Below are 21,722 nucleotides of genomic sequence, written 5' to 3'. Positions count from 1 at the left end.
GGTATGGCACGTAAAGACCTGCTCGACATCGCCTCCCTCCACCGTGAGGAAATCGAGTTCCTGCTCGACCAATCCACGTCTTTTAAAAAATTGTTCACCCGCTCGGTGAAAAAAATTCCTGCTCTCGAGGGCAAGTCCGTACTCATGCTGTTCTATGAGGCCAGCACCCGGACGCACTCCTCCTTCGAGGTGGCCGCCAAACGCCTCTCGGCGGAGGTGACGAATTTCGACGTCGACCACTCCTCCATCACCAAGGGCGAATCGGTGCGCGAGACCATCGAGACGCTCCAGGCCATGCGCACCGACTACATCGTCGTCCGCCACGGTCACTCCGGCCTGCCCGGCATGATAGCTCGCCAAACCACAGCGTCGGTCATCAATGCCGGCGACGGGGCACACGAGCACCCCACCCAGGCCCTGCTGGACGCCTTCACCATTAAGGAAAAATTTCCCGACCCCCGGGGCAAAAAAGTCCTCATCATCGGCGATATCCTCCACTCGCGCGTCGCACGCTCCACCAGCACCCTGCTGCAAAAGCTGGGCGTCGAAGTCGCTTACCTAGGCCCAGGCTCGCTGGTGCCCAAGTACGGCCCGACAACCATTCCTCGTTTCACCGACTATCAAGCGGCTATGGCTTGGAAGCCCGATATCGTGTATCTGCTCCGCGTGCAGATGGAGCGCCAGGACGTGCAGTTTTTCCCCAACGTCCGCGAATACCACCGGGTCTATGGCATCACCAACGCCCGGCTAGCGGAAATCCGTGACCGGGGCCTCTACATCATGCACCCCGGCCCCGTGAACCGGGGAGTTGAACTCTGTGACGCCGTCATGGACTACGAGCGCAGCCTGATCACCAACCAGGTCGAAAACGGTATTTCCATTCGCATGGCCGTGCTCGACTGGCTCACGCCGGGCGGGGAGTTCCCGAAGCAGGAATCGTATATCGCACGGCAGCAAGCCAGCTCAACGGCGATTTTGCCCTAAACGCCGGTCGCTACGGCTGGCCCCGCCCGTGTATTTTCATCTCTAACAGCCAGAATATCCCCCTCCCCCTTGCCGGTTTACAGCACTCTCTCACCCATGCTCCTCCTTCAAAACGCCCGCATCGCCTCCGAAAATTCACCCGTACTTGTCGAGAGTGATGTTCTGATTGTTGAAGGAAAAATTCAAGACATCGGCAAAAGCCTAACCATTCCCGAGGGCGCCCGCGTCATCGACGCACGTGGTCGGGTTCTTATGCCAGCCATGTTTGATGCCCACGTCCATTTCCGCGCCCCCGGATTTGAGAACAAGGAAACCATCACTACGGGGAGCGAAGCGGCTATCAACGGCGGCATTACCGGCGTGGTCATGATGCCGAATACCCGCCCGGCCCTCGACTCGGCAACCTCGGTGGCCACCGTGCTGGACAATGCCAAACGCAAGGCCCGCATTCCGGTATACACGTCCGGCTGCGTCACCAAAGACCGCCAGGGCAAGGAACTGGCGGAAATCGAAGGAATGCGTACGCTCGGGGTGAAAATGCTCACCGACGACGGGGATACCACCAGCGACCCCGCCGTGCTACTGCGGGCAATGCAGTACGCCACCGAGTTTGGAATGTTTTTCGCCAGCCACTGCGAGGTGCCGGAGCTGGCCGGACCGCGCGCCCTGAACGAAGGGGTGATGAGCTACCGGCTCGGCATCAAAGGCTCACCGGCGTGCGCGGAAGAAATTATCATCGACCGCGACATCCGCCTGGCCCGGGCGGCGGGCGCGCATGTGCACATCCAGCACGTTTCCAGCAAGCTCGGCATGGAAACCATCCGCTGGTGGAAATCCCGCGGCGATGTGAAGGTGACGGCGGAAGTGGCCCCGCACCACCTGCTGTTCACCGACGAACACATCGGAGACTACGACACGAACTATAAAATGAACCCGCCGCTGCGGACGCAGGCCGATTGTGATGCGCTGCTCGAGGGGCTTATTGAAGGCGTATTCGACCTCATTGCCACCGACCACGCGCCGCACACGCCGTTCGAAAAAGCCCAGGATTTCATCAGCGCCCCCAACGGCATCACCGGCCTGGATACAGCTCTGGTGTCGCTTTATCACTTCTTCGTCGAGCCCGGGAAATTCGGGTGGGACTTGGTGGTGAAGCGCTATTCGGCCGAGCCCCGCCGTCTGATGGGCCTGCCGGTACCCACCATCGAAGTTGGTCAGCAAGCCGAGTGCGTCTTGTTCGATACCGATGCGGAAACCACCTTCACGCGGGAATTCATGAAATCCAAATCCCAGAACACACCCTTCATCGACCAAACGCTGAAAGGCCGGGTAGACCTGGTGATTTTGGGCACAGAAATCCTGCTGGAGCGCTGATAGTTGGTTGCGCTGGGACCAGCCTGGATGGCGGCGACCAGGCCAACACCCTGGGCCTGGCGCAGATAGCGGCCGACGGTCCGCGCCGGCTCTTGCAGCGCAAGCCTACCGCCCGGGAGCCTGTCGAAGCCCGCTGGTCTGCTCCCACCCGGGCTGTGCTGAAGCTGCGCCATACCAACGCCGAAGGCAGCATTCCCGACGATGCCCCGGTAAGCTACGCCGAGGCGCCAGCTTAGCCCTGATAGAGGCTGAAACAACCGTAATCGGTGCGTGCCCCAAGGGTGTTGCCAATAAACCGCAGGCGCGCCGTTTTCACGCAGTGACGAAGCCGGAAGCGGTGTACCAGCTGCCGGGTGGCCGTATCGAACAGCTCGACCCAGCTGCCGTTGAGCACCGCTAGGCGCGACTGGTCGGCGTTGAGGCAGCACGTTTTTACCCACGAGGGCCCGTCTTCGCCCCTGAACAAGGTAAAATTGACTTCCGCGTGCTGCGCCAAATCAAAGCATCGCAGGCGGCCGGTGCCGTGTAGCTCCAGCAAGAGCAGCAGCTGGTCGTTGCACATAAACTCCAGCTGTCGCACCAGCCCGAAATCCCCCGTGAGCGTGTGCTGCAAGGTGCCGTCCAGGGTGCTGCGCAGCTGCACCTCCCCTGGCACGGTATGCAGGGCCAATACCTCTCCATTCCGCCCCAGCGCCGCTGCGAAAACCGGGGAGCCCTTAAGCAGCTGCGTGGTGAACGGCTGCCGGAACAGCGCCTGCCGATCGGGCCCCAGCACTACCAGCTCATGGTTGGCCGCAAAGGCCGTACGGCCCGCCGCCACGGCCACGAAGCTGGACGACCACTGCCCGGGCTTGCTCAGCGCCCGGAAGCGGCCCGTGGCCAGGTGGTACTCGTACACGGTATGGTCGAGGTCGAGCACCAGCGCCTGCCAGGCCGGCTGGTAGTGCGCGTCCCAAGCCAGAATGGTGGGCAGCGCCACGGTATCGTGTACGCGCCCGGCCACATCCAGCCGCAGCAGGAAATCCTGCTGGTCAGTAGCCGAGCGGAACCAGCCATTTTTATAGACATACAGGCCCTGGGGCGTTTCGGCAAAGGCCAGGCTGCCCGTGTAGCCGCCCCCAATAAAGCAGTGCAGCAGCGGCTCGCCGGGAACTGCGGCCTGGTGGTGCAGCACAAACCCCTTTTTCAACAATGCCCACTCCTGGCGCTCGGCGTACGCAGCGGCTTCGGCCACCGTGGCAAAAAGCTTTTCCGTGCGCCGGGTTTTGCCGCCGCGGGTCGTCTCCGTGCTGACTTGGCTGTTCATCAGCGTAAGCGTGCTGCTTTGACCAGTTTGCTCGTGGCGAAGCCGGTGAGTTTGCGAGAGAGTCATGGTTGGGCAGCGTTGCCGGAAATTACGGAATAGCATCGGGCACGGGGCGGCCCGCATGGTCAATGGACTGCCACGCCGCGCAGGCCCAATACGAATGTTCGCCCTCGCGTACCAGCTGGCAGCGGCGGCCTACCCGCGCCCGACCGTGCTCGAAGGGAAAGGCGGCTTCGTACTGTGGGGCCAGCACCACGCGCCCCGTGGCAGTGTCGGCGTAGCCAATCAGCCCGGCGGCGTCCACGATGCGCAGCACGCCCTCGGCGGGGTAGTCGGGGCCGTTGTCGAAAATAAACGGGCGGAAAAGCACCCGCTCTTGCCGGTCGATGCCCACCCAGTTCCCACCGGGCTGGAGAACCAGCGCTACCTTGTCGAACCGTTCGGTGGCCGCCCTGGCGTAGCGCCCGAAGGGAATCACGGTATCACCGGCCGCCGACACGTAGGCGCAGGCATCGTCGGAAAGGCGCTGCACCAGCCGGAGCGGCCCGGCCGGGTGCTCGGCCCGAGTCTCGGGGCGGCAAGCAGCCACACTCAGGCAGCCGAATAACAGCAAGGCGACAGGGACTTTCGACATGGGGCTGAACAATAAATTCCTTCCGTATTCGGGCGCGATTGGCGGAAGGTTGGGGTGGGTGATTATTCCGCTAAGTTCGCCTTGTGCTACGGCACGGCTTCGCTTGGTGAGCTGCGGCTGGTGGCCTTGTGAGCACCTTATGAACGTCTTCTCTAGCAGCTCGCGCTGCCCGTTGTTGCTTTCCCGGCTTCGCACCTGCGCTGCAAGCGTGCTAATGGTAGTTATAGCCACCGGGTTGGGCAGGTGTGCTCCTCCCATTTCCCCGCAGATAAACCTAGTCGATTCAGAGCTGAATCACCGGCTATTAACCGGCCTGGATACGCGCTTTTTCAGCATGAGTCAGCCGCTGCAATACTACGAGGTAACTCTCCTGGATGCCTTGGCACCCCGGGCTGCGCAGGCCGCACTTGACCGCTTCATTCGCCGGCACTACACCCGCGCTGCCCCGGCGCATTGTCCAGCAAACGCCGCTACTTCTACGGTGTGAAAGTCCAGTTCGTCATGATCCATGACGGGCTGCCCGTGGAACTCTACATCCATGCCGGCTGCCAGGCCGACATCCCGGGAATGCGGGCCCTGGGCCCACAACTGCCCGCAGGTAGCGTGCTCTACGCCAATGCCGCCTAAACGGACTATGACTGGGAAGACGCTTGGCTGCAAGCCGAGCAGGTGAGCCTACAGGCCAACCAGCGCAAGAATAGCAAGCGCCCGCACGAGCCCTGGCCGGAGTACCTCATTCAGCATTTCCGCAAAGGCATGGAAACCACCATCAGCCAGATTACCGAGCGGTTTCCCAAGTCCATTCACGCCGCCACGAGGCAAGGTCTCGTCCTTAAACTGCGGCTTTTCGTCTTCACCCACACCCTCGCCGAATTAGGCACCTAATCCGCAACTTGGGTTACTCTAATGTGGCCGAACAGAAGAAGGACGTAACTTCCCTCTGATATGCTCTATTTACTTCTTATGTACTCACCGGAATGCGTGGCTAGCTGCCTAAAAAAATTCAAGTCCGGAAAAGAGGCGACTTCTTGCTGAGACTATTCTATGGTTAGCAAAAAGTTAGTAAGAAGATAGTACGCAGTTATAGCCGACAGGTTATCAGGTGTTGTTGCCGCGTGGGTAGACCATCGTTTTAGGGCGTATAATCCTCGGCCGTACTCCTGGCTTATGCTACGTTCTGAGGTGATTTATCCAGCTCCAGCTGTGGTAATTCAGACGAGAAAGACATGTCGTTACACTTCTCCCTTTCTCTACTTGTACACATCACCTATTTTCTGCTTCGTTTATCTCACGTGTGCCCGGAAGTCAGTGGGCTATTCGTGAGTTGACTCTACTTCTCTACTTGCATACTATTCTACTTATATCTTTTTTTTACTTTAGCAGTTCATTTACAAGATACGCTTTCTCTACTTTTCTCCTTCTCTATAAAGACTCTTCTCTACTTTTATCCAGACCACAAGCAGACGTTATAACACCTCACTACACAATTACCTTTCTCTACTTCTACCCTATTCTACTCACTAAAATATTTCTCTTATTCCCTTTCGCATATTTTCTACTTCTATTATTCTCTACTTATAGATAAGTATTTTTTTTATTTTTTTCTACTTGTATTACTTTCCACTAGTGGCTTTCTCTACCTGTTAATAGTAGGTCGTCTCTACTTTTACTTTTCTCTACTTTTATCCTTTATCCTATCGCCCTTTCTCTACTTTTATCTTTTTATCTAAATCCTCTTTTATCTTTTTCTACTTAGGTACTTCTCCACAATTCCTCTACATTTGCCAGTAAGGGCGCTTCTCGTCCGCGGCGGCTTCTCCTTATCTCCCAGCATACCTGCCCATGGCCAGAATCATCAGCTTTGCCACCCAGAAGGGAGGCTCCGGAAAATCTACCCTTGCCTTGGTGCTCGCGGCCCCGCTGGCCACCGAGTACGGTCTGCGCATCGCCGTGCTGGACTGTGACTACCAGCAGAGCATCGTTAAAACCCGCGAGCAGGTCGACGCCGACAACTTTGAAGAACTGCTCAAGACGGTTCCCGATGCCCGGTATCCTTACGACGTCTTTGCCCTAAGCCTGGAGCAGGTCTTCACCTTTATCGACGACCCGGAGAAGGACTACGACCTGATCATCATCGACGTGCCGGGCCGGGCCGATGGGGATGACGTTTTTAACGTGCTCACCGCCTGCGACGCTGTCATCGTGCCGCTGGTATCAGATTACCTGGATCGGGCCTCCACGGCCGAGTTTATGGGCATTCTGGAGGCCATTAAGAAGTCGGCCGATACCCATGGCATCGACTTCCAGTACTTTGGCCTCTCGACCAAGCGGATTGCGGGCCGTCGGGAAGAAAAGCAGATGGACGATTACATCGACAATCTGGGGCTCTCACGGTTCAATTCCTACCTGAGCAACCGGGTAGCCTATTCGCGGGCCTCCACGCTTTACAGCCTGCTCAACCCGGCCTGGCTGCGCTATGCCGGCGGCAACAAGGAAACGGCCGATGAAATCCGCCGCCTCTGCGAAGAGCTTATTCAACGCCTGGGCCTGCCCGCCCGCAAGCCTGCTGGGGCTCCGACCAGCTTGTCCACTTCCTCCACCTCAACCGCCGCCAACTAATGCCTGCCTTCAAGCCTGCTAAAATCGAATCACGCCGGGGGCGTATTCCAGTATCCGAAGAAGCGCGCCAGGAAGCCCGCGCCGGCATGGGAGGGGAGCAGACAGCCAGGGCCACGGGAATCGCCCCTATGCCGGTTGCGCCAGCCGCTGCCGTGGTTGCTGTGGAGACGCCGGCCGCTGCAGCGCCCCAGATGGCAGCGCCGGTAGCCACTGTGCTGGATGCCTCATCGCCCGAGCTGCTCGCCACAGCAGCACCGCTCCGCCGGCCGCGGGCAGCTAAGGTGCCGGCTACGCCGGCGGCCAGCCCGGAGCAGGAGCACTCCGTGAAGCTTCCCCGGTCCGTGGTCCAGCAGATTAAGCTCAGCTTGGCCCTGCTGCCGGATAGCCCCGAAAACCCCTCGAACATCAAGCAGTACCTGGAACTGGCGCACCGGGTACTCGATGCCCAGCTACGCAAAACCGGCAAGCTGCCGCCGGCCAAGTAGGGGAGGGGTAGAAAGAGCTGAACCAACAAAGCCAGCCTCTTTGGGGGCTGGCTTTGTTTTTTGGGCGGTGGGGGAGGGGAGGGGCTGGTCGTCCCCCGATGGAAGGGGTTCTTCTTCCAAAAGGGCGGATTTACACGCTAAGGCCCTGCTTCTTGAGCTACGTGGTTTAGACCATTGCAAAGTCTATTAAAGGCTCCTGCCGGTTCTGCTGGCGCAGCTGGTCTATAAAAGCCGTCGTTAAGTGCGCTTCTGTAGCTAAAACCTGGGCCGTTGCTGCCTGCCGCGCGACTTCTCGCTGCATGACAGGCGTGGCATCAATGAATTCATTTAGCTCAACAGGTGGCAGGTCGATGTCGGTCACGTCTTGGACATACATATCCACCGTGTCCCGGGCAGCGGTGGCACATTGCACAACATGTTCCGCTTCGGCATCTTGGACCAGGGCCAAGGCCTCGCCGAGCGCTACGCAGGCGTCGAATGCATACGAAGCAACCGGGTTGGTACTTTCGTCTAAATCAGGCCAGAATTCTTCCAGTTGCTGTTGCAGATGGGCAAACTCGTCCTTGCTAATGGGCTCGTGTGCCCCAAAGGCGCAGAGGGCATCAATGGCCCGGCGGAAAATGGATGCTCCAGGCGACTCTTCGGTCTCATCAAACCGAACAATAGAGGGAAGCATTTTCTCACAGGTCAAGGCCGCAAACACCGCTTGATGGGTAAGGGGCAGCGACCGGAGCAGGGGGACAAGAGTATCCATGGACATAGTGAGGCAGCTACCTTAAAGTTGTTGTACAAGAGCACCGCTTTCGTTGCTCGAACCCTTTTGCTTCTGGGCGTAATTGTAGACTGTACCATACGCCACGCCCAACTGCTTGCTGACCTGATTCATGGACAGGCCTTCGCTCAGCAGCTGGGCAATGGCCTCCTGCTTGGCCTGCGCCAAACGAGGGCGGGCCACGTGCTTGCCCTGGGCTTTCGCCCGGGCCATGCCGGCGCGCACGCGCTGGCTGATGAGGGCGCTCTCAAACTGGGCTAGCGAGGCCATGACGTGGAAAATCAGCTCGCCCGTGGGCGTGGTGGTGTCGATGTTTTCCTGGTAGGAGATGAAGTCCACGCCCAGGCTCTGGAATTCCTTCAATGCGTTGACCAGCGCCTGGGTCGAGCGGGCGAAGCGGTCGTAGCGCCAGACCAGCACCGCGTCGAGCTGCCGTTTCTTGGCAGCAGCCATCATCCGCTTGTACTGGATCCGGTCTTCGTTGGTGCCCGAGGCCTGGTCGACGTATTCTTCGACCACAGCGAAGCCGCGGCGCTGGGCATACTCGCGCAGCGGCCGCAACTGCGTTTCCGGGTCCTGCCCTTTGTCAAGGGTCGAGACGCGGGCGTAGAGGGCCACGCGCTTGGGTTGGTCGGTCGGTTTGGCGGGCATCGAGGGTTATCAAAAAGGAGTTCCTTTGCAAAGCTACTTTTTGGGGCGTAAAATCGGCCTTGCCGCCCCGAAAAACGCGGGTCGTTTTGCCTACCCTTTTTGATAGCCCATGCCGCAGGAATTCCTCACCACTCCCGAGCGACTGCGCTACCAGACCGTGCCGTCCAGTCTGCTCGAAGTCGACATTCGCCAGCACTTCCATTTGACAGAAGCCGACCGCACCTTTTTGACGTCGTTTCGAGGCGTGGCCAACCGATTGGGCTTGGCCCTGCAGCTGGGTGTGCTGCGGCTGATGGGCTTTCTACCCGAGGCCTGGGCCAGCCAGCTGCCACCCGAAGCGGTGGCCTTCGTGGCCACGCAGCTCGCAACGGAAGTGACCCACTTGGCCGACTACGGCGCGCGGCAGCAAACGCGCAGCGACCATTATTTTTTAGCCGTGCTCCGGCACCTGGAGTATCGCAAGTGGGAGCCGCTGGATGCGGCGTGGCTGGAACCGTGGCTGGTGGAGCGGGCCCTAGAGCACGACGGCGACCGGGTGTTGTTGGCCATGACGTGCCAGAAGTTGCACCAGGCCCGCATCGCCCGCCCGGCCATCGGCACGCTGGAGCGCCTGGTGGGCGGCATTAGCGACCTGGCCACCCAGGAAACCTACCGGCGGCTGGCCCCCTTGCTCACGGACGCGGTACGCCAGCAGCTGGATGCGCTGCTGCTGCCCGAAACGGGACGGCAATTGACCAGGCACCGCTGGCTGGTGCAGCCGGCTACGGTGAGCAATCCGGTCGCTATTACGACGGCCCTGGATAAGCTCCGCTACCTGGACGGCCTCGGCGTGGCCAGCTGGGACGTGAGCAGTTTGCACCCGAACCGGCAGAAACGGCTGGCGCTGCTGGCCCGTAGTCGCTCCAATCGAAACTTGGAGCGCTTACCGGCCGCCAAACGCTACCCCGTGCTCGTGGCGTTTGTGCGCGAGAGCTACCTGACGCTGACCGACGAGGTGCTGAGCATGGTGGATGCCTTTTGGGAACAGAGCCTGGCCAAGGCCCGCCGGGCCCACGACCAGTACCAGCAGCAGATCGTCGCGGCCAAGGATACGGCCCTGCGCACGCTGGCCCAGGCCGTAGAAATCGTGCTCGACGAGGACCAGACCCCGGCCGGGCAGGTGCGGCCGCGCATCTATGACCAGGTGCCGCGCGAGGATTTGGTGCTGGCCTGGGAGGCCGTGCAAACCATGCTCTACCCGACCCGTCACTCGCACCTGAGCTTCCTGGCCAAGCGCTACCCGCTCTTCAAGCAGTTCACACCCCGGCTGCTGGAGCAGCTCGGGTTTCGGCAGGGCTTTGCCGGCGACGACTTCGGGGCCGCCCTGCACCTGGTCAGCGAATTGCAGGCGGGCAGGCGGCGCAAGCTGCCCGAACAGGCCCCGACCGGCTTCCTAAAACCGACCTGGCGCAAGTTCGTGCTGGGCGACCAACTCAGCTTCGAGCAGCAACGGCCGGCCTATGAGCTGGCCGTGCTGGCCACCCTGCGCGACCGGCTCCGCTCGGGCGACGTCTACGTGGCTCCTTCACACCGCTACGCCGACTTGAGCAGCTACCTCATCCCCCCCGCGGAGTGGGGAGCAGGTGCGGCCCGAGCTGTGTGCCCAGCTGGGACTGCCGCCCGTGACCACGGACCGCCTCACCGAGCGTGTGCAGGAGCTGGCCGACTTGCTGGGCCCGATGAAAACGCTGCTCGATGCCGGCGGCGAGGTGCGCCTGGAAGCCGGCGAGCTGGTCGTCACGCGGTCCGCCGCGCAGGAGGTGCCCACCGGCGCGCAGGCCTTGCAGCAGGAAATCGGCCGCCGTCTGCCCGCCGTGGACCTGACCGATATCCTGGTCGAAGTCAACGCGTGGTTGGGCTTTACGGCGCAACTGCCCGGACTGGAGCACGCCCCGCGCGGCGACGAGCACGACACGCGGCTGCTGGCGACGCTGCTGGCCACGGGCTGCAACATTCCCCTTGCCGACATGGCCCGTAGTGCCGCCATCCCCTATCAGTCGCTGTGGTGGACGGCCACCAACTACCTGCGGGATGACACACTGAAAGCCGCGGGCAACCTGCTGGTCAACGAGCACCACCGCCAGTGGCTGGCTTCTTACTGGGGCGATGGCACCTTCTCTTCCTCAGATGGCCAGCGGTTTGCCGTCAGCGGCAAGGTGCGCAACGCCCGGGCCCTGCCCACCTATTTTGGCACCGGCCGGGGCGTGACGATGCAAACCCATTCCTCCGACCAGTACGCGCAGTACGGCAGCAAAGTCGTGCCGGCCACGTTGCGCGACGCCACGGTGGTGCTCGATGAAATCGTCGACAACGAAACCGATCTGGCCCTGGCCGAGCACACCACCGACACGGCCGGCTACTCGGACATCATCTTCGCGCTGTTTGACCTGCTGGGGCTGTTTTTCTGTCCCCGGATGCGCGATTTGGCCGACCAGCGGCTCTACAAAATCCGGGGCCAGGACTGGACGTATCCCGACCTACGGTTCACGGGCACGGTCAACCCGGACTACATCCGGCGGCACTGGGACGAGCTGCTGCGGCTGGCCGGCTCCATCAAATCCGGCCGGGTCACGGCTTCGCTCTTCCTCAGCAAGTTGCAAGCCTACCCCCGCCAAAACCACCTCACCTACGTCTTGCAGGCCTACGGTCAGCTCATCAAGACCCGCTTCATTCTGCGCTACCTGCAAAGCCAGCCCCTGCGCCAGCGCATCCATGCCCAGCTGAACAAAGGCGAAGAGCTGCACGCGCTGCGGGCCTGGCTCTGGTTTGGCAGCGAAGGCGTTATCCGCCGCAAGCAGCAGGAGGCGCAGACCGAGGCGGCCCGGTGCCTGACGCTGCTCACCAACTGCGTGCTGCTCTGGAACACCATCTACATGCAGGAAGTCCTCCGGCAGTTGCGGGCCGAAGGCTATCCGGTCGACGAGGCCCACTTCCCGTACCTCTCCCCCAGCCGCTACGAGCACATCAACCGCCTCGGTAAATATTCCTTTACCAACCCGGCTCACTTGGACCCGCTACACCGCCGTCCACTCCGCCATCCCGGCGACCCGATGGCTTAGCGTGTAAATCCGCCCTTTTGGAAGAAGAACCCCTGATTGAGCCAAACTCCCTGCGCCAAGGAGCGTGGGAAATGGCGGCCGTGTTTCCGGATTGGGTTCGGTTCTCTTACCAGGACACCATCCACATTTACTCGCTGCTTTATACCGGCCTCATCGTCCAGATTGAGGTAACCGGCGCCTACCAAGGCAAAGTGCGGGGCATTGGCATAGGCAGCACGGTCCGCGACGTGCAGCGGGCCTTTCCCGAGGTCACCTTTGACAATGAAATAGTCTACATTGTCGACTTGGACCTGCACTTTGCCATTGATGCCGATTATGACTTTAACAGCCTGGCTGAAGTGGCCGATAATCGAGTGACCGCGATTAGACTTTGTGCCAGTCAGCACAGCTTGACCTTTACGTCGTGAACACCTAGTTGCTTTTTACACTTGGTGTGGACGGCTAAGAGGTTCAAGTAAACGGTCCATTCAGAGAGGGGAAGGGTATCAGAGAGGGGAAGGGTATGTGCTTCCCTGTACTTTAGGCTTTTCTTGCTGCCATGAAACACCTCGCCCTGCTCTTACTGGCTTGCTTCATTGCTGTCACGGCGCTGGGCCAATCGCTCTCCAAAGCCGACCGAACGTATCAACCTCGGACCCTTGTGGAGGCAGTTCTGCAGCTGCAGAAAATCCATAGCGACTCGCTCAAGCAGCAGATTGTCTCCCAAACAGAAGAAGCATTCCTCGCGCACGCCCACTTCGGGTTGGGACTGTGGATGCGAAACAAGTGGGGACTGTGGCGGGGCAGCGCCCTTGCAGAGTACTTTCACACGCTGGGCATCTACCACCCGGACGACATGTCGGGCATCCTGCTCACCTGCTTTTACCGTTCCCTGCGCCAGCAGGACTGGCAGCTCGACCAGCAGGTCAAGCATTACCAAGCCTACTGGCAAGCAGCGGCCGAACACACGCAGCGCTGGGAAAACGACCCGATGTATCGGGCCACTTTACAGGCGCGGCAGGACTCTTCGGTACGGGCTCACAATGCTCAGCTACTCATCACGGAGAAACTAGCGTTGCCGCCAGGTGCCCGCCTGCGCGTCTACATCGATTATCAATGTGGCTTGCTGCCTATGGGTGAACGCACGCTGCTCGAGGGCGAAGTCGTGCAGTGGGTGGGCGATGATATCGAGATGAAGATTACCCGTTACGTTGACGCCCGCAAAAAGGCCGGGTGAACCGCTGCAACGCCGTCACCAACGACACGGTGCGGCTGCGGTGGCACCAAAATTACGCGCGCGAAGGATCGTAAGAAAAGAGGGCATACGCGTCAGTCCAGACACCATCCGGGCAGGTTACTGTACCTCTTTCACAGGTGGAGGCCCTTGTCGGCGCACGGTGGCGATAGCTTCCCGCCAGGCATACCAAATGAGCGGGTCAGCAGGCGTATCCGGTTCGACATAAGCGCCGGCACTCAAAATGGCTGTCAAGTCATCTTTTCCCGTGTTCTCCCAGTACTGCAGCAGCGTGTAGAGCAGCGCTTCATAGCCTTCCTGTTCGGTCAAGGGTTCGTTTCCCGCGATGGCAATTCGCGTGTCAGCGGGCGCCAAGTGTCGGGGCACCTGGGGCAAGGCAGGCGGCCCCAGGGTTCTAACGGAGGTTAACGCATCAAGCCAATAATACCAGAAGGCCGTGTCCATGGGCCGCCCAGGGGCCACATACTCTCCCCCGCTGAGAATGTCCGTCAGGTCCGTGCAACGCGACATCTGCCAGTAGCGCAGCAACGTGTAGAGAAAGGCTTCATAGCCCTCTTTTTCCGTGAGCAGCTCTTGACTTGTAATCGTTAGATCGATGCCGGACATGTAATCAATACCGGGAATCAACGCTTGTCCTTCAAGCAGATCATCGGCCTTTGGCTCTCTATTCAGGTCGTTCATAAGATGGCTACTACCTACGGCGGCCAAGGGGTTCAGATTACCTGCTCAAAACGCGACTTAACAAATAGCGTTTTCGCTCCTTGCCGCGGCGGGTATAAAACCGTTCAGCAAAGGCCTCTATTTCGAACACCTTTTGCGATCCTTTTTACCGAGTGTAACTACAGGGGATATTTTGAAATGGCAACGATTATGCATTCGCTATAAACGTGATGTTTACCGTGTCGCCATTGCAGTAATGCAGCTTGTTGGCACACTGTCTATCGAAGGGTGCTTTGCCCAACTCCACCACCAAAGTGTTATTGCCCTTCCAGTACGCCGTCATACCTAGGTCAAGGGCATCGTAATGACTGACACCAGATCCACTCCTCTCGCTAAGAAACTCTAGCATCACTTGCGTTCCGGTCCATTCCGGACTTTGCTCGTAACTCCTTTCTGTGATTGTGAGTGCTTTGGTTCCATCCGGAGAGAGCGCACGCACCACTTCCTTCATTACGGGAGGGACAACCTTTACGCGCTTTCGAGGCTTGTCTACGTCTTTTGCTTGGATGAGCCCTTCGTGTTCCGCTACTAAATCGTAGAGCAACTGTAACCGGTCCTCATCCGCTGGCGCCGTTGGATCTAGCGCATCGATCATGGTTTTTACCTCATAGTATTCTTCCTCCGTTCGAATGCGCTTCCGCTTACATATGTGCTCAATTCGTTGCTCAAAATCACTTTTTACATCAATTGTTAGCCCAGTCGCTTTCTTAACATAGGCCGCAAAGCCGGTAGCATCTGTAGCGAGTGCCGGTGCTGAAATATCCCTAAACCACCGCTTTAGCTGCGCCAGCTTTTTTTGCTGATATAGCTCAGCTGCGTCTGTACGCAGCTTCTGATAATGCGCTCGTAGTTCTTCGTCAAGTACAGATGACTCCGATAGGACGGTTGCACCTAGGTAGTCCAATGCCGTTTGTACAAGCTGATAATGATCTGCTAACTTCATCCTACGGGGTTTAATGGGATTCGATAGGGGCAAATTGCGTCCAAAAAACGGGGTAAAAAACAGACCCGAAAAACCGCGTTTTCGGGGCCGTCAGGCTAGGTCGGAAAAGTGGCCAGTAATCGTCCGTTTGCTGGATATCGAGGTTGCAGGGCTACCTCGATTACGCTTATCAATATCCGAGAACCGGTAACCACTTAAGCCACGGTTATTTTTGGTAAACGATGATTAACCGAGATAAGGTAGAATCAATCTCGCCGGTAGGGCCAACTTGCCATAGCCCTTTTCCCGTTTCAAAGAGGGAAGACGCACTTATGCGAAGCGTTTTGCGCTGTAGTGACCCAAATTCCGGTAGCCGATCTAAGTGCAGGAGGCTGTCGGTTCGGGTATAGCGGCCGTGAGTAATAGTTTGCGAGAACAGGCCGGCGCTGGTATGGTCGAAGGTGCCGTCGGCCCGTAACTCCAGCCACTCGCCGTTGCCTGCCACCGAGTCACAGGCGGCATGTAAGATGACAGCACTGGTCAGGCAATACTGCACACTGACAACCACTAGTAGGGAAACTGCCAATGCTACGAGGGGTTGTCTGATCAGGCTAGGCATAGATTGCTCAGGGTAAATAGGAAGGCACGAAAACGCTGTATCCCAAAGGCGAGGCTTTTCCCCATTCGTTAAAAGAATGTGGCTGTTGCAGAACTCGCTGCAGATCTGTTGAGTGAGGGTTCAGCGAGCTGAACCAAACTTGAAAGACCCTGTAAGCGGCTTTTGATAGGCCCCTGGGCGTTTGCCTATACGGTTGTTAGGACCTGCCGCTTAGCTGTTGTCAATATGATGCAGCGAAATGCGCCCCGTCATTTCCAGCAGGGCAAATTGCTGGCGGTTGATGGTGGGCAAAACGGCTACCGGCTCATTTTTCAATTCGATATTTCGAACCTCTACGTAGCGGTTTTCCTGCTTTTGAAGTAGTGCCGCCCTCGAATCATTCAGCAAGACCAGGTGTTGCGCACTCACAAACTTCATGTCGCCGATAGCCGTGAAGTTGGGGGAGAAAACAGGTAGCGGCTCGTTGCTGATTCGTTTCTGCGGCTCCCACAACAGCAGGTTGAACGGCGTGAAAATCGCTAGCTGCAGCTTGGGTGAATAAGCCGACGAGGTCATATAAAATCCATTGGAGCCTTCCTCGATTGTATACACCCGGCTCCAACCGCTATCAGCCCATTTCACCAGCTTGTTGCCCCAATAGCTATAGTATTCTCCATCTCGATATAGCAACTCAGCTGGCCATCCCTCCTCTTCGGCCCGGATGGGAGCCGATAGTTGAGTCGTAAAAGGAGTCAACAGTTGACCACCAGCTAGATACCGCTGTACCGTAATGGTAGTATCCTCCCTCCAGGCAGCGGCCGTAACCCCACCCGGCATCAATGTCACACGCACAGGCCAGGGGGGCAGCCAGGTCGGGCATTCTACCGTGAGGGCAATGGGAAAATGCTTGTTTTTAGGCAGGTACTTCGTTTCCAGGCCCACTACCGCTGACGTTCGTAGCAAAATGCGGTTGCCGTGCTGCTCATCGGCTATCAGCAGCACGTACACCCCGTTCATATCGGCCAGCCAGGAGTAGTATTCCACCTGGCCATACCAGTTGCCGCGGGCCAGGTGCAACCGGTCATCCCGCATGCCGATGGCTACCCATTGGTGGCCATGCGTCACCGCGCTTATCCATTCAATGGTCGCATCGAGTTGCATGCCGACTAACGGGTCCGACACGCTACTGGCGGCCACCGGGCGCGGCTGGCGGGTGGCATAGCGGCTGCAGTCGGCCGCAAGGAGCCGGTCGTCGGGCAGGAAGTTGCGCAACAGGGCCAGGGGACTTGCGTTGCCCGCTTCGGCCTCGGCGCTCACCACTTCGTACGCAATTTCCAGCGTGGCGGCCCGTAGCTCCGGCGTGGCGTGCTTTTCGTTGACGGTGGAGAGGACATGTAGGAGCGGCACGCGCCGCCAAGCGGCGGTGTGGTTGCGGTAAATGTCCTGCACGTGCGGGCGCAGGTCGGCTTCGGACGCGGCAGCCAGCACGTCAAAATACTGCTTAAGGCACAATTCCGGCTGTTTCGAACTGGCCCAGCCCTGCAGCAACACCTGTTGCGCGCGGTCAGGGGCGGCCAGCTTGTCGGCCAGCAGGCGGGCGGCGGCGGGGCGGTCGTCGTTGTCGAGGAAGAGGCTCACGCCGCGCTCGTAGTGGCGGGCGGCCAGCATCGGCTGCTCCAGGCGCTGGTGCAGGTCACCGGCCTTTTCGTGCTCTTTGAGTTCGGCGTATAGCTCAGCAGCTTCGAGCAGCAGGCCGCCGTTTTCGAGGCACTTGGCGGCGGCGGGCAGGTTGTGCAGGTGGTCTTTGAAAAGGGCAGCGGCTTCGCGGTAGAAACCGCCCTGGTCCAACGCGTTGGCGGCAGCCTGGTAATCACCCAGCAGGTGCGCGTAGATGTAGGCGGCTTTCTTGAAGCGGCCGGCCTCCATCTCGCGAGTGGCCGCGGCACGGTACTGCAAGCCTAGGTTATGCCGGTAAGCCCCCAAATCCCACACGTCAACCCGGCCGCCCCCGCCCAGGCCGCCGAGGTTGAAATCAGCGAGGCGCTGGCCCAGCCAGGCCGACGGTGGTGCCTGGCCCCGGTTCATGTAAGGACTGTTCAGTGGAATGGCGTATTTGAGCGCCTCCTCTGTGTTATCGCCGAACAGGCGCAGCAGCCGCTCAATCTCGTTCTGCCGCTTCTGCTCCAGGTGGTGGATGCGGCCTCCCAGCCAGTTTTCCAGGCGCTGAAACACGCCCGGCCGGCTGGACGCCGGGCGGTGCATAGCCGGCGGGCGGTGGGGAGCATTCCCTGCGTTGTCTGTGAGGCTTATCAACAGCCGCACAAGCAGAATGATCAGGGGCACAAGCAGCCCACCGGCACTACCGCTTCCCATCTTACCCATGAGTCCTATCAAAAGCGCAATACCCAACACCAGCAGCAGCACGACTCCAATGGCGCGACCCACCTGCCCCAGCGCAGGCGTGGGCAACCACCGCACCAAAGCCAGAAAGAACGTCAGCATCCCCCGGCGCAGGCTGTCAAGTGCCCGCTGAAGCATACCGGGATGGGCCTCGGACGCACCCGGCAGCGCCGTAAGCGGCACCGTCCCAATTTCCTGTTGAAACGACTCTACCACCTCCGCTACCGTCGGTGCCAGCACGCGCACCCGCTCCAGCCGAGGCTTGGGGGCCAGGCCAGGCCGGGCGAGGCCCCAGTCGGTGGAGCGCGGCGCTACGCAGTCCAGCAGGGCCGTCAGGTCGATTTCATCGGCCGTTTCGAAGCCGATTAGGCCAATGCTGGGGTGCAGCAGCTGACGAGGCCAGAGCAAGGCGCCGGCCAGCTCATCGGGTGTGGTGGCCGGCCAGAGCGTGGCTTGCACGGGCACGTAGAGACCTCCGGCCACCACGCCGTAGGGTTCGAGCAAATCGGCGGGTAGCGGGCTGCCGTCCTTCACGACCACAAACAGGCCCGCCGGCCGCACCGAGCGAATGGATTCGGGCACCAGGTAGCAGCTCAGCTGCCCGGCGCTCAGGCCCCAGCGCCCGATTTCGCGCAACCAAACCGCTGCATCAGTTCCGCACAGAAAGGCCGCACATGCCGTGCGTTGGGCCATTTCCTGATAGCGAAGCGTGAGGAGCATAACTAGACGAGGTGTTCGATAAAGCGTTGAATATACAACTGGTAGAACTCCGGTACCGCCAGTTGTCGGCTTGGATTCGGACCGGTGAAGTAAGCCGAGCCGCATACCGTACCACCCACCGAATCATCGTAGGCCCAGGCGGCGGTGGGCTGGTTGATAATGAGCACCAGTGTAATTGCCGGCACGCTGGCATTGGCGCTGCGCAGATGCAGCAGGCCGCGCGAGTCCAGAACGGCTTCGCTCCCGTTGGGCCATCGAAACAGCCGAAATGGCAGCCGCTTGTTGGCCGTGAGAGTAAACGTTTCACTACTGACCTGTGCCAAGGCGCGCACCTGGCTTTCGGAACGCTTGCTTTTCAGGCGAAGCTCATGTATCAGTTCACCGCTGACGCCCCGGCTCATCACCCGCAATTCCTGCCCCTCGATTACCAACTCGCCCAAGTCATTGAGACCCATTCGGGTTACGCGCTGCAGCACATTGTAGCCATTGTTAATGAGGTGCTTTACATGCTGATGGTTGAGCGTAACAGACCGCCCAGTAGGGCCGCTGGTATTGCCCCGGGCCACTATTTGCTGACGTCTGCAATCAACAACTGTAATGCCCGCTACCTGGCTGCCTGGTTCACTCGTCCGGTCCGGAATCCACAGATAAAAGTGCGAGGAAAAATATACCACTTTGTTCGGTGTAGCGCCGTCTGGCAGCTCTGCCGATAAATCAACGCGAGTCACCGCTCCGGTATCGACGGTCAGCGCGTAAAAGACCAGTTGGCTTTTGCCGCTCACCAGTAGGTAAATAGTTCGCTCATCATCCCCAAAATAGTAGTTGCCCTCTTCAATCACCGGCAACAGCTCTCGGGCTCCATACTTATTATTAGACCAATACAGTACGCGCTGCACGTTATTGACACTCAATACGCCAATTTTTCTGGTAAAATACGTGTTGCTGGTTGAGACCCGTAAGCCCAACGTTGGGAAACAGAGTGGGGTGGGTTGCTGCTGCAAAAATGCCGGAATGGCGACGTCGCTTATGGGTAGTGGAGGGAGGTTTCGAGCCGGGGCGCTGGCTTTAAACAGCAACTCTTCCAAATCGTATCGCGCCGAGCTGAGCGGCACGCGGTGGCCGTTCTGGTACTCGTAGAGCTGCCATTCGCCGCTACGGTCCACCGTGAGTAGGAAGCGTAGAGCCGGTTTGACTTCAGCCAGCGCCAGGGCGAATTCGGGTTGGTGCAGTAGCTGCGCATCGGTAATAAGGAGGGTGTCGGCAGCAGCCTGCGTTTGTGCAACCCGCGCAAATGCCTGCAACGCCACGCCACCGTGCGGCGCCACATCGAGCAGCTCCAACGCCCTTACCACGCCCTCAAACGACTCTAGGTCGAGGGCTGAGAATGCCTTCCCGCCTAAGGCCACGGCCGCTACCGGAACCGGTGGGCGGACCTGGCGCGAGCTGCGGGCCCAGGCCAGCGCGGCGGCCAGCGCAAACACCCGGGGCACGCCCCACATGCGTAAAGTGGTGTCGAGTAGGATAAAACGCGGCCGCGCATCCTGGCGCGGTGGCTCCTCGCGACGCAGATACAGCGCCTCGTTGTTCACCAGCCGCGCCATCAGGGAAAGGTCGTCGTGGGCCAGCTCGCTAAGTAGCAGCCGGTCGAAGTTGCCCCGGTTGGTCACGTCTGACACGCCGCCCAGGGGCTGGTCACTGGCGCCCTGCGTGTGCAGGGGAATGCGTAGCGCCGCTCCCAGGTGCTGGGCAAGGCGGGCCAGGCCAGTCGTGCGCGGGTCCTGGGCCAGCTGCTCAAACAGGTCGAGGGGCTGCGTGGGGTTTTCTGGGGTTGGCGGCTCCGGTTCGGGCAGCGGCTCGGGTAGCTTATCAAGGCCAGTCCGTAGATGTAGGGCCAGGGCTTCGGTGGTGGGAAAGCGGTTAATGGCCTGAGCAAGCACTGCCAGCTCATTAAAATGCTCCCGGCGAGTTATCTGTCCCCGGCTGAAATGCAGCGCTACGTCAGAGCGGCCACTTTCCCATTCGTCTAGCAGAGTGGAAGCCAACTCCGCGCTGATCTGCGGAGCCTGGGTGATGAAAACTTCCCGGAACAAATGCAACTTGGAGTGGCCGGTTCGTAGGTCAGCAGGCAATGCCCGCACTACGTCCAGGAACAGGAGCACATGGCGCATTTGCCAGTCCAGCTGTTCTCTACTTGGATCTTCAGGACCAATCGGCAGGTTTTTCCACACATGATAGGCTTGCGCGGCCTTGCCATAGGACTCCGGCCAGGCATCGGCACAGGCCGCCAGCAGCAGCAGCACCGAGGCAAGCGGCGGCAAGCCTTGTTCCGTCAGGCCCCGCAGTACACGGGCCAATTCCTCCCGGTAACAGAGCGTGTCGCCACTGCGCCATTCCACAAATCGGCCTTTCTCCACCCACCGCCAGAAGTAGTAACTGGGGTTACGGAAATAGTCAGGTGCGAGCTCGGGCACCGTTTTTACGGCGTCGTCTACCTCACTCATCCCGAAAGCCCTTCGCTGTGAGCCGCACCGCACTGCGCGTCACGGGCAATACATTCTCTTTCAGAATTCGCTCCCAACTGCCATCGGCAGCAAACAGCAGTACGGCATCTGCATGGGCATTGAGCTGCCGGGCCAGCATGGGCGCCAGCAAGGGTGCTTCAAAGTCAAAGCCCGCCGGCAACAGCAGTCCCTCCCGAAGCCAGTGCTCCTGGCCCGGAATGGGCGGCAGCGGCGAGCCCTGCAGCAGCACCCGCTGGTCGGCCGCGACGGCGAAGTGCAGACTTTCCAGCCGGATTGCGGGAGCGGTTTCGGCGTATTCGTGCCAGACCGCCAGCGTGGTGAGCAACGCCGTGCCCGCCTCGGCCCGGGCTGACGGCACCAGCCGCACGCGGTAGCGGGGCGCGCCTTGAGCGGGCAGGGCAGCCGTAGGCAACTCCAGCGGCACAAACGCCCGAATGGGTTGCCAGGCCAGCGCCGGCAGCTGCGCCGTGGGCGTGCGGCTGCCCGACGGAAACAGCCGGCCCTGCGCATCCAGCACGTAGGCGGCCGTGGCGGGCAGCGCCCGCACGGCCAGCGGCAGCTCGCCGGTAGCGGGCAAGCCGCGCAGCCATAGCTCACCGGCCGCCTCGGCCGCTTGCAGGCCGGGCACGGCGCGCACCCCGCCGAGGACTTCGCGGTAAGAAGCTGCCAACATGAGCACGCGC

The 21,722-nt window shown here is 59.9% G+C and carries 20 protein-coding genes and 1 pseudogene; 11 read left to right on the top strand and 10 right to left on the bottom strand.

Going from position 1 to position 21,722, the window contains the following annotated elements; translation table 11 throughout:
- The first annotated feature begins 3 nt into the window (after window positions 1–3).
- From LRS06_RS25110 to LRS06_RS25100, 3 genes are all read left to right on the top strand, one after another.
- A complete protein-coding gene (locus LRS06_RS25110; protein ID WP_257873964.1) occupies window positions 4–984 on the top strand; it encodes an aspartate carbamoyltransferase catalytic subunit in 981 nt (326 codons plus the stop codon).
- A 96-nt stretch (window positions 985–1,080) separates the two neighbouring features.
- Complete coding sequence (locus tag LRS06_RS25105; protein WP_257873963.1) at window positions 1,081–2,358, top strand: dihydroorotase; 1,278 nt, start codon at window positions 1,081–1,083, stop codon at window positions 2,356–2,358.
- Window positions 2,359–2,450: 92 nt separating this feature from the next.
- On the top strand, window positions 2,451–2,594 hold the full coding sequence (locus tag LRS06_RS25100) for a hypothetical protein (protein ID WP_257873962.1): 144 nt from the start codon (window positions 2,451–2,453) through the stop codon (window positions 2,592–2,594).
- Here the strand turns inward: LRS06_RS25100 and LRS06_RS25095 are convergent.
- Together LRS06_RS25095 and LRS06_RS25090 are read right to left on the bottom strand one after the other, a co-directional pair.
- Window positions 2,591–3,730, bottom strand: a complete 1,140-nt coding sequence (locus LRS06_RS25095) for a hypothetical protein (protein ID WP_257873961.1) — start codon at window positions 3,728–3,730, stop codon at window positions 2,591–2,593. The genes LRS06_RS25100 and LRS06_RS25095 overlap by 4 nt on opposite strands.
- 22 nt (window positions 3,731–3,752) lie before the next feature.
- A complete protein-coding gene (locus tag LRS06_RS25090) occupies window positions 3,753–4,298 on the bottom strand; it encodes a WG repeat-containing protein (protein WP_257873960.1) in 546 nt (181 codons plus the stop codon).
- A gap of 453 nt (window positions 4,299–4,751) precedes the next feature.
- On the opposite strand from LRS06_RS25090, the gene LRS06_RS25085 reads away from it, so the two are divergent.
- The 4 genes from LRS06_RS25085 (at window position 4,752) to LRS06_RS25070 (ending at window position 7,402) form a co-directional block, all read left to right on the top strand.
- The gene (locus LRS06_RS25085) at window positions 4,752–4,925 is read left to right on the top strand and encodes a hypothetical protein (protein ID WP_257873959.1); all 174 of its coding nucleotides are present in this window, start codon (window positions 4,752–4,754) and stop codon (window positions 4,923–4,925) included.
- A gap of 42 nt (window positions 4,926–4,967) precedes the next feature.
- Entirely contained in the window at window positions 4,968–5,183 is a 216-nt protein-coding gene (locus LRS06_RS25080; protein WP_257873958.1) for a hypothetical protein, read from the top strand.
- Window positions 5,184–6,140: 957 nt separating this feature from the next.
- Window positions 6,141–6,917, top strand: a complete 777-nt coding sequence (locus tag LRS06_RS25075) for a ParA family protein (protein ID WP_257873957.1) — start codon at window positions 6,141–6,143, stop codon at window positions 6,915–6,917.
- Window positions 6,917–7,402, top strand: coding sequence for a hypothetical protein (locus LRS06_RS25070; protein WP_257873956.1), 486 nt, complete (start codon window positions 6,917–6,919; stop codon window positions 7,400–7,402). Before LRS06_RS25075 ends, LRS06_RS25070 begins: the two co-directional genes overlap by 1 nt.
- 166 nt (window positions 7,403–7,568) lie before the next feature.
- Here the strand turns inward: LRS06_RS25070 and LRS06_RS25065 are convergent, their stop codons facing one another.
- The gene (locus tag LRS06_RS25065) at window positions 7,569–8,156 is read right to left on the bottom strand and encodes a YjaG family protein (RefSeq protein WP_257873955.1); all 588 of its coding nucleotides are present in this window, start codon (window positions 8,154–8,156) and stop codon (window positions 7,569–7,571) included.
- A gap of 21 nt (window positions 8,157–8,177) precedes the next feature.
- The gene (locus tag LRS06_RS25060; protein WP_257873954.1) at window positions 8,178–8,825 is read right to left on the bottom strand and encodes a recombinase family protein; all 648 of its coding nucleotides are present in this window, start codon (window positions 8,823–8,825) and stop codon (window positions 8,178–8,180) included.
- A 109-nt stretch (window positions 8,826–8,934) separates the two neighbouring features.
- Between LRS06_RS25060 and LRS06_RS25055 the strand changes: the two are divergent.
- The 4 genes and pseudogenes from LRS06_RS25055 to LRS06_RS25040 form a co-directional block, all read left to right on the top strand.
- Window positions 8,935–9,384, top strand: a pseudogene (locus LRS06_RS25055) (DUF4158 domain-containing protein); the annotation flags it as partial.
- A 1,063-nt stretch (window positions 9,385–10,447) separates the two neighbouring features.
- Complete coding sequence (locus LRS06_RS25050; protein WP_308239937.1) at window positions 10,448–11,923, top strand: Tn3 family transposase; 1,476 nt, start codon at window positions 10,448–10,450, stop codon at window positions 11,921–11,923.
- A gap of 17 nt (window positions 11,924–11,940) precedes the next feature.
- A complete protein-coding gene (locus tag LRS06_RS25045) occupies window positions 11,941–12,330 on the top strand; it encodes a hypothetical protein (protein ID WP_257873952.1) in 390 nt (129 codons plus the stop codon).
- Window positions 12,331–12,563: 233 nt separating this feature from the next.
- On the top strand, window positions 12,564–13,139 hold the full coding sequence (locus LRS06_RS25040; protein ID WP_257873951.1) for a DUF6794 domain-containing protein: 576 nt from the start codon (window positions 12,564–12,566) through the stop codon (window positions 13,137–13,139).
- Between the two features lie 117 nt (window positions 13,140–13,256).
- Here the strand turns inward: LRS06_RS25040 and LRS06_RS25035 are convergent, their stop codons facing one another.
- From LRS06_RS25035 to LRS06_RS25010, 6 genes are all read right to left on the bottom strand, one after another.
- Window positions 13,257–13,838: a hypothetical protein gene (locus LRS06_RS25035; RefSeq protein ID WP_257873950.1), complete on the bottom strand. Its 582-nt coding sequence runs from the start codon at window positions 13,836–13,838 to the stop codon at window positions 13,257–13,259.
- 187 nt (window positions 13,839–14,025) lie between these two features.
- Window positions 14,026–14,820 carry a hypothetical protein gene (locus tag LRS06_RS25030; protein ID WP_257873949.1) on the bottom strand — a complete coding sequence of 265 codons (795 nt, stop codon included), beginning with the start codon at window positions 14,818–14,820 and terminating at the stop codon, window positions 14,026–14,028.
- A 205-nt stretch (window positions 14,821–15,025) separates the two neighbouring features.
- The gene (locus tag LRS06_RS25025; protein WP_257873948.1) at window positions 15,026–15,418 is read right to left on the bottom strand and encodes a hypothetical protein; all 393 of its coding nucleotides are present in this window, start codon (window positions 15,416–15,418) and stop codon (window positions 15,026–15,028) included.
- 210 nt (window positions 15,419–15,628) lie between these two features.
- Entirely contained in the window at window positions 15,629–18,517 is a 2,889-nt protein-coding gene (locus LRS06_RS25020; RefSeq protein ID WP_257873947.1) for a hypothetical protein, read from the bottom strand.
- A gap of 2 nt (window positions 18,518–18,519) precedes the next feature.
- Window positions 18,520–21,018, bottom strand: coding sequence for a hypothetical protein (locus tag LRS06_RS25015; RefSeq protein WP_257873946.1), 2,499 nt, complete (start codon window positions 21,016–21,018; stop codon window positions 18,520–18,522).
- Entirely contained in the window at window positions 21,011–21,712 is a 702-nt protein-coding gene (locus LRS06_RS25010; protein WP_257873945.1) for a hypothetical protein, read from the bottom strand. The genes LRS06_RS25015 and LRS06_RS25010 overlap by 8 nt, the downstream gene beginning before the upstream one ends.
- Between the last annotated feature and the right edge of the window lie 10 nt (window positions 21,713–21,722).

Origin of the sequence: Hymenobacter sp. J193 (assembly GCF_024700075.1) — a bacterium.
Lineage (GTDB): Bacteria > Bacteroidota > Bacteroidia > Cytophagales > Hymenobacteraceae > Hymenobacter.
The sequence above is the reverse complement of the archived record's forward strand: the minus strand, read 5'-3'. Positions and strand labels throughout refer to the sequence as shown.

Coding starts and splice junctions, on each gene's coding strand:
- LRS06_RS25110 (WP_257873964.1), top strand. CDS start 4: ATGGCACGTAAAGACCTGCTCGACATCGCCTCCCTCCACCGTGAGGAA.
- LRS06_RS25105 (WP_257873963.1), top strand. CDS start 1,081: ATGCTCCTCCTTCAAAACGCCCGCATCGCCTCCGAAAATTCACCCGTA.
- LRS06_RS25095 (WP_257873961.1), bottom strand. CDS start 3,730: ATGACTCTCTCGCAAACTCACCGGCTTCGCCACGAGCAAACTGGTCAA.
- LRS06_RS25090 (WP_257873960.1), bottom strand. CDS start 4,298: ATGTCGAAAGTCCCTGTCGCCTTGCTGTTATTCGGCTGCCTGAGTGTG.
- LRS06_RS25075 (WP_257873957.1), top strand. CDS start 6,141: ATGGCCAGAATCATCAGCTTTGCCACCCAGAAGGGAGGCTCCGGAAAA.
- LRS06_RS25070 (WP_257873956.1), top strand. CDS start 6,917: ATGCCTGCCTTCAAGCCTGCTAAAATCGAATCACGCCGGGGGCGTATT.
- LRS06_RS25065 (WP_257873955.1), bottom strand. CDS start 8,156: ATGGATACTCTTGTCCCCCTGCTCCGGTCGCTGCCCCTTACCCATCAA.
- LRS06_RS25060 (WP_257873954.1), bottom strand. CDS start 8,825: ATGCCCGCCAAACCGACCGACCAACCCAAGCGCGTGGCCCTCTACGCC.
- LRS06_RS25035 (WP_257873950.1), bottom strand. CDS start 13,838: ATGAACGACCTGAATAGAGAGCCAAAGGCCGATGATCTGCTTGAAGGA.
- LRS06_RS25030 (WP_257873949.1), bottom strand. CDS start 14,820: ATGAAGTTAGCAGATCATTATCAGCTTGTACAAACGGCATTGGACTAC.
- LRS06_RS25025 (WP_257873948.1), bottom strand. CDS start 15,418: ATGCCTAGCCTGATCAGACAACCCCTCGTAGCATTGGCAGTTTCCCTA.
- LRS06_RS25020 (WP_257873947.1), bottom strand. CDS start 18,517: ATGCTCCTCACGCTTCGCTATCAGGAAATGGCCCAACGCACGGCATGT.
- LRS06_RS25015 (WP_257873946.1), bottom strand. CDS start 21,018: ATGAGTGAGGTAGACGACGCCGTAAAAACGGTGCCCGAGCTCGCACCT.
- LRS06_RS25010 (WP_257873945.1), bottom strand. CDS start 21,712: ATGTTGGCAGCTTCTTACCGCGAAGTCCTCGGCGGGGTGCGCGCCGTG.